At 61.4% G+C, this 12,243-nt stretch carries 12 protein-coding genes and 5 pseudogenes; 8 read left to right on the forward strand and 9 right to left on the reverse strand.

Annotated elements, in window-relative coordinates; translation table 11 throughout:
• Window positions 1-105, forward strand: a pseudogene (locus ACM9ME_RS14930) (IS630 family transposase); the annotation flags it as partial.
• Here ACM9ME_RS14930 and ACM9ME_RS14935 read toward each other — a convergent pair.
• From ACM9ME_RS14935 to ACM9ME_RS14965, 9 genes and pseudogenes are all read right to left on the reverse strand, one after another.
• Window positions 77-448, reverse strand: coding sequence for a hypothetical protein (locus ACM9ME_RS14935; RefSeq protein ID WP_415644258.1), 372 nt, complete (start codon window positions 446-448; stop codon window positions 77-79). The pseudogene ACM9ME_RS14930 and the gene ACM9ME_RS14935 sit on opposite strands and share 29 nt — an antisense overlap.
• 24 nt (window positions 449-472) lie before the next feature.
• Window positions 473-826 (reverse strand): annotated as a pseudogene (locus tag ACM9ME_RS14940) (IS5 family transposase); the annotation flags it as partial.
• Window positions 827-881: 55 nt separating this feature from the next.
• Window positions 882-1,307: a transposase gene (locus ACM9ME_RS14945; protein ID WP_415644259.1), complete on the reverse strand. Its 426-nt coding sequence runs from the start codon at window positions 1,305-1,307 to the stop codon at window positions 882-884.
• Window positions 1,308-1,499: 192 nt separating this feature from the next.
• The gene (locus ACM9ME_RS15490; RefSeq protein WP_462933489.1) at window positions 1,500-2,081 is read right to left on the reverse strand and encodes an IS110 family RNA-guided transposase; all 582 of its coding nucleotides are present in this window, start codon (window positions 2,079-2,081) and stop codon (window positions 1,500-1,502) included.
• Window positions 2,042-2,476: pseudogene (locus tag ACM9ME_RS15495) on the reverse strand (IS110 family transposase); the annotation flags it as partial. The gene ACM9ME_RS15490 and the pseudogene ACM9ME_RS15495, both read right to left, overlap by 40 nt.
• 77 nt (window positions 2,477-2,553) lie before the next feature.
• A pseudogene (locus ACM9ME_RS15500) lies at window positions 2,554-2,805 on the reverse strand (IS6 family transposase); the annotation flags it as partial.
• Between the two features lie 393 nt (window positions 2,806-3,198).
• On the reverse strand, window positions 3,199-3,849 hold the full coding sequence (locus ACM9ME_RS14955) for a hypothetical protein (protein WP_415644260.1): 651 nt from the start codon (window positions 3,847-3,849) through the stop codon (window positions 3,199-3,201).
• The gene (locus ACM9ME_RS14960) at window positions 3,849-4,565 is read right to left on the reverse strand and encodes a hypothetical protein (protein WP_415644261.1); all 717 of its coding nucleotides are present in this window, start codon (window positions 4,563-4,565) and stop codon (window positions 3,849-3,851) included. Before ACM9ME_RS14960 ends, ACM9ME_RS14955 begins: the two co-directional genes overlap by 1 nt.
• Window positions 4,566-4,709: 144 nt before the next feature.
• Complete coding sequence (locus ACM9ME_RS14965; RefSeq protein ID WP_415644262.1) at window positions 4,710-5,210, reverse strand: hypothetical protein; 501 nt, start codon at window positions 5,208-5,210, stop codon at window positions 4,710-4,712.
• 79 nt (window positions 5,211-5,289) lie between these two features.
• On the opposite strand from ACM9ME_RS14965, the gene ACM9ME_RS14970 reads away from it, so the two are divergent.
• The 7 genes and pseudogenes from ACM9ME_RS14970 to ACM9ME_RS15000 form a co-directional block, all read left to right on the forward strand.
• The gene (locus ACM9ME_RS14970; RefSeq protein WP_415644263.1) at window positions 5,290-5,961 is read left to right on the forward strand and encodes a helix-turn-helix domain-containing protein; all 672 of its coding nucleotides are present in this window, start codon (window positions 5,290-5,292) and stop codon (window positions 5,959-5,961) included.
• A gap of 274 nt (window positions 5,962-6,235) precedes the next feature.
• Window positions 6,236-8,188, forward strand: coding sequence for a relaxase/mobilization nuclease domain-containing protein (locus tag ACM9ME_RS14975; RefSeq protein WP_415644264.1), 1,953 nt, complete (start codon window positions 6,236-6,238; stop codon window positions 8,186-8,188).
• A gap of 54 nt (window positions 8,189-8,242) precedes the next feature.
• Window positions 8,243-8,515 carry a hypothetical protein gene (locus tag ACM9ME_RS14980; protein ID WP_415644265.1) on the forward strand — a complete coding sequence of 91 codons (273 nt, stop codon included), beginning with the start codon at window positions 8,243-8,245 and terminating at the stop codon, window positions 8,513-8,515.
• 565 nt (window positions 8,516-9,080) lie between these two features.
• On the forward strand, window positions 9,081-10,019 hold the full coding sequence (locus ACM9ME_RS14985; protein ID WP_415644266.1) for an AAA family ATPase: 939 nt from the start codon (window positions 9,081-9,083) through the stop codon (window positions 10,017-10,019).
• 377 nt (window positions 10,020-10,396) lie between these two features.
• A complete protein-coding gene (locus ACM9ME_RS14990; RefSeq protein ID WP_415644267.1) occupies window positions 10,397-11,173 on the forward strand; it encodes a 3'-5' exonuclease family protein in 777 nt (258 codons plus the stop codon).
• Between the two features lie 130 nt (window positions 11,174-11,303).
• A complete protein-coding gene (locus ACM9ME_RS14995; protein WP_415644268.1) occupies window positions 11,304-11,915 on the forward strand; it encodes a hypothetical protein in 612 nt (203 codons plus the stop codon).
• Window positions 11,916-12,050: 135 nt separating this feature from the next.
• Window positions 12,051-12,243: pseudogene (locus tag ACM9ME_RS15000) on the forward strand (MobA/MobL family protein); the annotation flags it as partial.

Genomic DNA, 12,243 nt, shown 5'->3' on the forward strand with positions numbered 1-12,243 from the left:
CGAACCGTCTTGGGCCTGTGGGACCTGATCGGCAGGCTCGTCGATATCTTCCAGCCCACCGAATGCGCCAATTACTTCAGTTCGTGCGGTTATGATCCAGACTGAACGGAATCCGCTCTAACGCAATTTTGAGTGTGGCAGTCGTCGATGCAAGGCTGGTGAGCACTGGCATGGTCAATGATGTCGTTGGCGTCACTGTGCGCAAGACCAGCGACTGCTCATCGCCAAGTGTGACGTGGTCGCGCGCGTCGCTCCATTTCTTCGTGTCAGAATTGTAGATCTGCACCAAATCAGAAAAATAATAGTTGGTATATTTATTGGTCACTTGGGTCGAAACGTCGTAGATCGCGTTGATCCCGATCCCAATTTTGGCACTGACGGTTGTATAATCAAAGCCGAGCACGCTGCCGGAGATCAGATCATTCGGGAGGCCAAACCCCTGAACCAACGCCTTAGGCTCAGGACTCGTTGATCAGAGCCAGAAGAGGACTGTTGCGGCGAGGGCGATGGCTGAGAAGAAGACGGTCGGGCATCGGTCGTAGCGGGTGGCAACGCGACGCCAGTCTTTGAGCCGCCCGAACATGATCTCGATGCGGTTGCGGCTTCTGTAGCGGCGCTTGTCGTATTTGATGGGTATGAGGCGGGATGTTCGACCGGGAATGCAGGGCTTGATGCCCTTTTCCTGGAGGGCGTCCCTGTACCAGTCTGCATCGTAGCCACGGTCGCCCAGCAGCCATTGTGCCTTGGGCAGATCGTCGAGGAGCGCTGCAGCGCCGGTGTAATCGCTGACCTGCCCAGCGGTCATGAAGAAGCGAGCGGTCGGCCGTTCGCATCGGTGACGGCGTGCAGCTTCGTGTTCATGCCGCCTTTGGTGCGACCGATCAGCCGCCCAAGACCCCCTTTTTTACCCGCAGGCTCGACGCCGTGCGGTGTGCTTTGAGGTAAGTCGCGTCGATCATGATCGTCTTGGGCGTGGCGCTCGCGGCGGCCAGCCCTTCCATCATGCGCAGGAACACGCCTCTCTCGCCCCATCGCTTCCACCGGTTGTAGAGCGTCTTGTGCGGCCCATACTCCCTGGGCGCATCACGCCAGCGCAGCCCGTTGCGGTTGACGAAAACGATGCCGCTCAACACCCGTCGGTCATCAACCCTGGGCCTGCCATGGCTCTTCGGAAAATACGGCTCCAGCCGCGTCATCTGCTCGTCCGTCAGCCAGTACAGGTTGCTCATGCTGGTGCTGTCATGTCTGGACGGCGCCCTGCGATCAAGGGTGATATTTGGCATGGCGACGGTCGCGGGTGCGGTCATGTCTCCGGCCTTTTTGTGTGGGTTTAACCACTGGCCCTGATGTTTGTCCGCTGATCTGCTGGCCCCATTCAGTCGGTCGCGCTTTGTTGCGCAGACAGCACCTCGGGCTTGGCAGATTATATCCGGTTGAGTCGCATCACCTCATGGTCACCCGTGATTATAGAGCGCTATGGCAAGGCGTGAAGTTGGGACTCAGGCCTTTGCAGCGCGATAAGATGTGCCGGTGGTCATGACCGCATAGGCGATGCGGGCAAGCTTGTTGGCGATGGCGACCGCAACCAGTTTGAACGGCTTGGTCTCCATCAGCTTTTGCGCCCAGCAGCGGAGAGGGTCGGCGTGCCGCGCGCGGTGGAAGAGTACGGCGTGTGCGCCCACGACCAGAAGCTTTCTCAGATAGGCATTGCCCATCTTCGAGATGCGCCCAAGCCGGGGCTTGCCGCCCGACGAGTTCTGGCGTGGCACCAGGCCAAGGAACGCGGCGAACTGCCGTGGTCCCGAGAAGCCGGATGGATCACCAACGCTGGCAACCAGCGCCGAGGCAGTGACGGGACCGATACCCGGGATCGACATCAGCGCATTTGCAACCGGATCGGCCTTGGCCAGCCTGGCGATGGCGGCATCGGCCTCTTTGATCTCGACATCGAGATGCTCGAGCTGGGTGACCAGAGGTAACAGCGCCCCCGCCACAGCCTGAGGGATGGAGGCATCGCCATTACCTACGAGGTCAGCAAGCGCGCGGGCATGAACTGGGCTTTGTGCCGCAATAATCCCGATCTCGGCGAGATGCTATCCCTCACGCCCATAAGCATCAGACCAGCCTGCTGTTCAGCAGTCTTGACCGGCACGAAGCGCATCGTCGGCCGGCTCATCGCCTCGCACAGTGCTTCGGCATCAGCGGCGTCGTTCTTGCCGCGCTTCACGTACGGTTTGACCAGTTGAGGCGCGATCATTTTCACGTCGTGGCCGAAGGACTGAAGGAGCCGCGCCCAATGATGAGATGCGCCGCACGCTTCGATCGCGATCTCCACTGGTTTTAGCCCAGCAAAGAAGGTGACCATATCCTTGCGCCGCAGCTTTCGTCGTAAAATTGGCTCTTCAGCAGCATTCACGCCATGCAGCTGGAAAATATGCTTCGACGTATCCATGCCAATGCGGGTAATCTGTTCCACGGACGGCCTCCTTGCCTGAGATTTGCAACGACCTCAGTATGGCACATCGATGCCGACGGGGGCCGTCCACCCCAACATCGCCAATGCCGGAACCCGCGCATCGCGCTGACCCGTTGGCGGCGCACCTCGCCCGCGAACATTGGGCCGAACCTGTTCCACCAATGCCGCACCGTCTCATGGCAGATGTCGATCCCACGCTCGGCCAGCAGGTCCTCGACGTTCCGCAGCGACAGCGGGAAGCGGACGTACATCATCACCACCAGGCGGATGATCACGGGCGACGAGTTGAAGTAGCGGAATGGCGATGCTTGTTGGCGTGGGCGGGGCATTCGGTGGCGCTAGAGCGCCTCGCTTAACGTTCAGTGCATTTGCTCTGACAGAGCCGGCAAGACATATAATCGCGGCGTTGGACTGTCGTATCCCCACCGCGCGCATCCTGTATTGCACCCGGTCCCAAGCCAAACCCGGATTTTCCTTACCCCGAGCGATTACGCCGAGGTAATCGACGACTATGGCGAGCCCCTGGCGGTTGGTGCGGATGATCTCGTAATATTGTTCGAGGAATTGTCTGCGCGCAACACGAGGGCAAGCCTTGCCCAAATAAGGGAATGAGGCCCGTAGCGGGGTTCGAACCCTCGCGTTAAGTCCAGTCTCGACCGGTCCCATAAATGGCATCTGACATCTTGGCACAACAACGGGCGTTGCTGTCGGTGCGGATGCCGCTAGTGAGCGATCGCCCACCCCAGCACTGCGCATGCCAGCGCGAACATCCCGGTCATGCCGTATGCGTGAATAGCCCAGGCTTCCCGGCGCACCTGCCGCGAGAGCTCTTCCATGATTTCGGAATGATAACTGGTGAGATCAGCACGCGCTTGCCTACGAATCTGATCGATGAGCCTATCGAGCGCGTTTTTGCCTTCGTGAAGCTCGACCGCGCGCTCGATCACCCCCTCGACCCGGCGGAGGTCTTGGCCAGCAACGATGATCCCAGCGCACAAATCTTCGACCTGCCGCACCGTGTTGGCCAGACGATCGGCGGCGAGGTTGAGCTTACCGGTGCTACGGTTAGCGGCCGCTTGAATTTGCGCGACAAGCTGCTGCGCCATGCCGTTCAGTTCGACGCCCGATTCTCGTGCATTGTCGATCACTCGATCGGTCGCTGCGATGGCCTGCAGGATTAAGCGGACGAGTTCCTCATTTCCCTTCAGAACCGATACGAGCAGGAATACTAGATCGTCGTCTTGGAGCTTATTCGTATGGGCGAAGCGGAGGATCGCCTCGACTTCGGCACTGTGGCCATAATAGAGCCTCTCGAGCAGAGCCCGGGCTGACATGAATTCACCGTCCGAGGCGTCATCTTGTGGCATAGGCATCAGAATGCCTTCCAGTTCACATCTTCCATGGCGAGCAAGTCCGCGATTGTTTGCAATTGCGTGACCCAGCTGTTCAGCCAGTTACGGACGTTCAGCCCGTCGTAGGTTTGCCAGTTCGGACCCTTGTAGGTCGCGGCTTCGCCGTAAGTGAGGCAGAGTGCCTCGGCCATCGCGTTTGGTCCCGCGGCCAGAGCCGGCGCTTCGATCAGCCGTCCGCCGACCTCCTCGAACAGTTTGCGCGTGCGCCCCCCGATTTCGCGACCATAGCGATCAATGAAAGGATCTGTTTTCCACAGGCGATAGTCGCGCTCGTCGACACCGACGTTGCTGCGGATCGCGACGATATGGGCGTCGCTTCCGAAGGTTTCGATCGCCTCGCCGATCCCGCGGATCGAGGCCATGGTCGGCCCAAACGGAACGAGCACAAGCGGGGTTCGATCGTTATCGAGGCAGTGCTGGACGAGGTGGCCCGCGGTCAGGTTTTCAGACAGGCGTTTCGACTGCTTAAGGCCCCCTGCCGGCGTGTCGACGACAACGACGCGTGCGTCGGTCTCGATCGCCTCGAAGATTGGGGCTGCTCCGTCGCGAGCGAACAGGTCCGCTGGGGCAACGCCGTTATAGGGATCTTGGTCGAGCAGCAGCGTGCCAGTTGCATCGCGCTGTCCCAGGCGCTGGGTAAAGGTCCGGTTAAATCCATCTGCGTCGATCGCCAGCACGTCGAACTCTTCGCCTCCCGTTGCCCGCATCACCGTTGTGATGGCGAGCACGGAGGTCGATAGTCCCGCACCTCCCTTGTTCTTCGTGCCATTGAGAGCAATCCGCTTATAATTCTTCACTCTACTTCTCCTTGTTGAGTTCGGTCAGACGCGATCGTCGAACGCGATCGATCGGTTGAATGGCTGTTCAGTAATCCCGTCCGATGGCTGCGGCTCTGCGCCTCCCGCTTCGCTCACCTTCGGATCGGATTGCGCGGGGTCGGCCGAAAGGTTTGTATCGCCTGCAGATTTGGTTGGTTGGACAGACGCTCGCGTCGATCGCCCCGGCGCTTCGGATTGAGTCGCCTCTTCCCCGCGCTCCTTCTTCAATCGACCGCGGTAAACCCGGAGCGTTTCCGGGCTGATCTCGACGCCGAGTTCGCGGAGCAGCGCGACCAACATCGGATCGGTCCAGCCACGATCGTGCCGGTCGAGTACCAGGTCGCCCAGTAAACGGACCGCCCCCATCGTTGTGAGGAGGGTTCGTGGCGGTGCATTAGCATCGCGCCGCTCTAGGTCGGCAAGCGAACTCGCAAGGTCGGCAAGGTCGATCAGACGCCGCTTAGCTGCGCTCGCATATGGGGGTTTCGTGTCGTCGGCTTCCATGCTGAGCTTTTTAGGTTTTCTAAATCAGCGTTGTAGAAAGATGACCCACATTCCTGTCCAATCGTGATATGGCCGTGTCATGCCCTGTCCCAAAACCCCGTTTCCGCGCGCTGCGGTTCCGCCTGACTTCGGCGGCACGGTACGCGAGCTGCGTCAGGCTAAATTCTGGTCAAGGGCCCAGCTTGCGAAGAAGGTCGGGGTGGCGCGCAAGACCATCGACCGGCTGGAGAACGGGCTCACCACGCCGAGCATGCGGTTGGTCGCAGCACTCCTGCGCAACGAGGTACTTGGAAAGGGGAATGGGACGCAGTCAGGGCTTCCCCCGGTTCCCGGCTGGGAACTCGACGAGCCGGACGCATGGAAACGCTGTGCGCGGTCGCGGGCGGCCCGGCTTGCCTCGCATCAGACCCTCGCCGAGGTCGCGGCAAAGGTTAAGGCAAGCGCAAAGGAAGGGGGCAGTATCTCTTCCTTGTCAGCGTTCGAGCGCGGCATGCTTACACCGTTCGCCTTCGTCGGACGCCTGTTCAAAGATGACGGCGGCGACAGTGTCAGCGAAGCCTATGCCCAAGCCCTCGGGTTTACCGACGCAGTTGAAATGCGGGATTACCTGGAGTCGGACGATCCTTTGCCATGGCTGGCCCAAATTGCCCGCCGCTGTAAACGAAAGCTCCCACCTGCGGCGCTGCTGCCGACGCGCCGTGTGCCCGTCCTCGATGACGCGACTGAGATCCCCGCGTTCCTGTTGGATTAGGCTGCGCACCGTGGTGCTGCACTATGTGTCGCCGCGTCATGTTTTGTCGTGTCACGTTGCGATACTATTTGTTTTTGAGAGGGTAAAATTTGACACAGGATGGGGCTTCACGGGGGCGTGAAGCCGTTGATCGGATGCTCGGCGCTTCGCTTCTCGCATCCGTGTTTCGGAAGATATCATGATGTTCGCCGCTGTCGCGCTTCGATCGTCAGGGTTGCGCATGGTCATCCAAGGTTGCGTTGGCGCGTCGGCTAGGGTCGGCTAACTTCCTGCGATGGTTATCATCGAGAAGCAGGCCAAGGGGGCAGGGCGGGATGCGCACCGCTACGTTCGGTCGCTGGCCTCGTACATGGAAACGGCCAAGCACGGCACAGTGGCTGAAGAATATGGTCTGACGCTTGCCGTATATATGCGCAAGGAAAGAGATTGCTCGCGCACCAATGACCGGACGGAGCGCGTGCTGGCAACCGGTGCCCGAGTAAACGGCAACGCAGCATTGTGGGATGTGGCGCTCGCCGAGCTGCACGCGAGAATGGCAAAGCGTTCCAGCCGCTCGAAGAAGCCAGCACACCACATCGTTGGATCGGTCCAGGCGGGGGAGAATCCCGACGCCAACGATTGCAACGAGATTGCGCACGTACTTGCCGAAGAGCTCGGCTGTGATGATGGTGTGATCTTGTGGGCGCTGCACGGTGACACGGGTCATCGTCACCTTCACCTTCTGGTGTTGACGCTGGGTGAGGACGGTAGCGCGACGCCGTTCGGCTTCCGGGGCCGGTCACATGAAGCGATGCAACGCACGATCGCCCGGGTCGAACAGACCTGTGGGTTCGCGCGCGAACCGGGGTTTCGTTACGAGGTGGTCGATGGCGCGGTGCGACGGACGGCGCCGGTGCCGACAACGGCAAAACGACGCGCGCCGATCCGAACCGAGGTACTGCAGTGGGAAACGGAAACCGGCCTGGAAAGTTTTACGCGCTATGCGCAAACTGAGCTTGCCGCGCTTTTGGAGGAGGCAGGGTCATGGCATGACGCGCAGGCAGCGCTCGCCCCGCGCGGTGCCCAGGTCGTCAAGGCGGGAAGCGGTGGCGAAATCCAGAGCGGCGATGGCGCTCACCACGTCAAGCTGTCGAACGTCGATCGCAAGCTAAGCTGGAACGAACTTATTCACCGTTGGGGCGACTGGTGCGAACCGACGATCGAGCCCACGGCTTATGTGCCACGAGTCCGCGACCCCGAGCGGGCAGCGCATTGGGCAAAGCGCGATGAGCAAGCCGAAGCCCTGCACGGCTCCGTCCAGGCGCGGCTCGACCGCCTACAAGCCGAGCGCCGGGCGGCGCTCGATCGCATGTGGCGCGAACATGCCGGGCATCGCGCGGACCTGTCTGCCATACAGGGCGAGCCGCTCGATATCGCGCGGCTGCGCGCAGGGCTGAAGGCCCTGTACGGTCGCCGTGCAGAGGTCATCGATAGCGACTATCGCAGTCGTATCCCGGCGTTGCGCGATCTGCGCGGCGAGATCGCCGATACGGCATTTCTGGACGACGTGCACCTGGACGACATCGGTTTGCCCGATTGCTCGCTCGAAATCGCCTGGGGCTTGCGCTCGGGCGAGGCCCACCTGCCCAGGGGGTTTGTTGCCGTGCAAGTCGGAGAATGCGTCCAATATTGGCGCGACGATGATGCTGCTCGTGCGCCCACGTTCGTCGAACGCGGAGACCGTATCTGGATCAACAACAGCTCGGACGATGGTTTGCGCGCCGCGTTGATATTGGCGAAAGCCCGCTACGGGTTGGTCGCCGCGCACGGCGACGCCGCGTTCATCGCGCAGGCGCGCCGACTTGGTCGCGAATTGGGGATTGAAGTGCAGCAGGGCGTGGAAGTGAAGCCGCGGCCGCTGAGGCGTCGCTCGCCGCGTATCCAGCAGTATCGCGATGCGGTGCGGCAGTGGCAGGAGGCCCATGCTTCACCACGCGACGACCATCCGCGCGTGCGGGGATGGAGCGGCATCGACATGCCGCAACATGAACGTAGCGCGTTGCTAGCGCGGGTCCGGCGTTTTGTGGCAGAGCAGGACTGGGACCCGCGCGATTTTCGACGTGGTCGCTCCCGCGACCGAGATATTAGCCGCAGCAGCAAGCCGGTCGAGCCACGACGACAGCAGGAATTGGAGCGCGCCGGGCGAGCGGCGGCGCTCAACCGGAAAACCGGCGGGCCGGAACGATAAGGTCCTTTATCCCGGCGCAACGAGATTGCCGAGCGCAGCAGCAGGAGAGACGATATGACCGAACTGGAAATGAAGTTGGAGGCCGCGCTGGCGACGTTCAGCAGCGAGACTGGGCTAAAGAACACGCTGGTTGCCGCCGTCGAAGCGCTGGTGCCACTCGATCCATATCCGGCATGTGCGACATGCCCGGCGAGCTTTTGGTACTGGAATTCTGAACTGGTCTGCTTCTGCAAGATCAAAAAGGATGAGACCTGGGGCCGAAAGGCCCATCCGGTAATCGCCTGCGCCGAGCGTGAGATTTTGCTGACATTACCACCGGCGGCCTAAGGCCCGAGCAATCGGACGATATACCCGGATCGATATGCTCGGGACCATGAATGCGGCCTGAAATCGCCGAGCGACTGCAGAAATCGACTCAATCTGGTACCACATTCTGACCTCCAACTTCTGATCGAGATGGCGGTTTTTGCTGCTGGCTTTTTGTTGCGTCAGGCGTGGAGTGAGCACGCGTCGAGCCTGATGAAAGCATAAATACGAAGAAGCTCTGAGAGCCAGAAGGCAGATGGAAAAATGCTTGAAGCATTGATCCGAGCCTGACGGCTCCGCGTGGCGCGGCAGCGCCATGCGGAACAGCCGCGCTGCGGCTAATCGGGGAAGTTCATGTGTCCGATAAACACGAAAAGCCTTGCCACCACGCGTCGGCGGGTCGCAAGCTGCGCCTAGCTTCGCAGGCGCGCTTATCATCGCACGATGCCCATCCGGCGCGCGCCGAACGATGCGTTGCTCTAAATGGTCGCGCAAATCCGAGCGCCTCACGCATTAATGTTGACGCTTGTCAGGCAGGCGACGCCGTCACGCGCGTCATCGCGCTAATCAAAGGCCAGGTGCGGCCATGATGCAGGTCATCGATGGCAAGCCCTTCGTTCGCCCATGCCGCTCGATTCCGTCGGATGGATTCGAACACAGCGATTTCATGCCCTCGGTCTGCACGCTGTATGACCCGCTCACGAGGCTGACGCCGCTGGCCGGATGCGCGATGCTTAAACCATCGCGCATCGGAGGCGAGCCGCGCATTGCGGCGGCGCTGCGCGACGAGGCGCCATGGCTAGCGGAAGCGATCGATTCAATCGCCGATCAGGTAGCGATGAGCCTCTGGGCTGGCCAGCCATGGCTGTCGTTGCGGCCAATGTTGCTGGTCGGGCCACCGGGGGCCGGCAAGACCCACTTTGCAAGAAGACTTGGAGAGCTGTCCGGGTGCGGCGATGCGGTGCTCAGCTTCGCCGGTGTCAATTCCAATGCCGAACTGGCTGGCAACCCGAGGGGATTTCGCCACGCGCAACCGTGCTTTCCGGCATGCGTGATCAAGAGGACGGGAACCGCCAACCCCGTGGTGATCGTCGACGAAGTCGAGAAGGCTTGTCCCGGACATATGGGTGACCCTGTCGCCACGCTGCTTGGCATGCTCGAGCGATCCACGGCTGTCCGCTTTTTTGACGGCTGTCTTGCCGCTGAAATCGACCTCAGTCACATCAATTGGATCCTGACGGCGAACAGCATCGTGAACCTGCCGGCGCCGTTGCTATCCTGCGTACAAGTGGTGGAGGTCGCCGGGCCTGGCCCGGAACATGCCGAGACGATCCTTGCCGCCTTGTGGCGCGACATCGCAAGTGAGCGTGGCCTGCCGCCCGCAGCAATGCCTCAACTCGAAGCGGCAGCCGGGGTGATGCTGTTGCGCCTCTTCCGTAACACGCGCTCGGTCCGGCGACTTCGCCCCGCAATCGAGACGCTGATTGCCGTCTCCGCGTGGCATGCGCCCCGGGTCCTCAACTGAGGTTTCCGCATCGCAAACTGACATGGAAGGAGCGAAGTGATGCGTACGGACGCAAAGCCGATCGACATTGGCGCAGACGCAATGCGCGGGGATGCGCCGCACCACCCCTGCGGACAGACCAGTCTGCGGCCGGATTGGAAAATCCAGCACACAGCCAGACCGCCGCGCAGCGCAAAAAAAATTTCAGGAAGGGCAGTTGTGATTGAAAGGGTGAGGAGGAAAAAAGTGGTGAAGCGCCTTCAGGCGCAGAGCTGCTTTTCTTCTCATCCTTTCGATCCGTGCCCGCAGCCGCGGGCGCGTCCATCTCGAGGAGATATGCAATACGGTCATTCTACCCGCAACGCCCGAGCGACGAGCATTCGGGCGATCAGGTTGTTGTGTTCGATATCGAATCCATCGTCGAGGTCGAGCCCGACGACGGCAGCTTCCCTAAATGGCCGCTCCATCGGCCCGTCGTTGCATCGTTCCTAACGGCGAGGTTGCTCGAGGGAAGATACGACTTCCGGCTCGACAGCATCGTCTGCAAGCCCGGGCGGGAAAGCGCGTTCTACGCTGCGGTTGATAAGGCCATGCCCGGCGGCGCCACGACAATCGGGTACAACACGCGCGGCTATGATCTGGCCGTGTTGCAGCTCGGGGCAATCGCCGAGCGTCGCTTCGATCTCGAAGGCTTGTCGCGGCATGCGCGCGCACATCGGTTCGGTCGCGATCATTGCGACCTTGCCGAAATGTACTCGCTTTACGGTGGTACCAAGCGCCCTGGCTTGGCTGAAATCTGCGACCGGCTGCAGATCCCCTGCAAGACCAGCACGCATGGTAGCGATGTCGGTGACCTGTGGCGGCGCGGCGACGTCGATGCGATCGCGCGCTATTGCGAGGAGGATGTCGCGGCGACTTACCTCGCCTGGCTGGCGTGGCATGCATGGCGGCACAGCGACGAGACGCTGATGAGCCGTCCGCTGGCGGCGTTCGCACAATGGATCGAAGCGTCCGCCGAGCGCAAGCACCTGCTGCCATTTGCGAAATGTCCCAGCGCCGCATGGGCAAGGCCACGCGCAGTCGCCAGCGACGTGGCCGCCGCGCTTAAGCGAGCGGAGCACCGCGTTCTGCTGGCAGCAGACGAGCGCGCATTCGGCGGTCACGACCCATTCTGATCACTGACCGTTCCCACCTGACCACCTGAGCAAATCCCGGGTCTACCCCGGATCTTAAAAATCATTGCGTGTCTCACGCCGCCGGCTTTCCGGCGGTGCGACGACGCGCGTCAACTCAAGGGACAATTCCATGACCAAGACCTGCTTCGTGACGCTCGCCGTCACGACCATTGATGTGCCTGCCGCTCGTGACAGCGCGCACCCCGCCGCGAAAATCGTCGCCGCGATCGCGATGTTGGTCGCTAAGCGTGACGACGCTGGCGATTGGAGCTTTACTCTCGAGCGTCGTGCGATCGGCGCGGGCACCGGCGAAGACGCCCTGATGGCTTGGGCCACGCCGTTGATGCCCGAAGCCGGAACCGTGATCGGCTGGCAGCTGGCAGATCGTGTCGTTGCTCCGTTGATCGACGCGGCCACGATCGGCGATGCCGAGATCGGCCGCGACTTTCTCGACCGGCTGATGGTGCTTGTCACCAGCCCGAGCATCGATCTCGCCATTGGCCATGGGGGCGCGGGTGCGCCCGATCTGGCGATCGTCTGCGCTGACCGACACATTGCTTTATACTCGCAGTCGGCAGGACACATCGCCAGCGCCTGGTCCTTCGGCGAGCTGCGCCCCCTGACCAATCAGGTTAGCTGCGAGGCGATCGCGGTCTGGCAGCTGTGGCTCGCCGAGAGCAACGGCCATGCTTCCGCGGCGAGCGATGCGTTTGCCGACTGGCTCGCCAGCCAAATTTTCTGACGATCGAGCGCCGATAAGGCGCCGAACCAATCGCGCCGCCATCGGCAACGCACTCTCAAAATCGCCACCATGAAATCCTGCAGCAGGTCGCTGCTGGACCACCGGCCACGTTTGGCCACATCAAGGAGCCTACTCATGACCATCCATCAAGATCGTCCGTTCAACACGCGCTATGTTATCTGGAATAGCGTCAATGCTTATGGCCAGGATATGCGGTCGACCCACCGCACCGCCAAATGCTCTTACTGGTATATCAACCGGATGACCGGCATCGACGAGGTCGGGCCGACCCCGGATTATGCAGCGCGCAACGACTTGGTCGATCGCG

Source organism: Sphingomonas antarctica, assembly GCF_965137005.1.
GTDB lineage: Bacteria > Pseudomonadota > Alphaproteobacteria > Sphingomonadales > Sphingomonadaceae > Sphingomonas_O > Sphingomonas_O antarctica.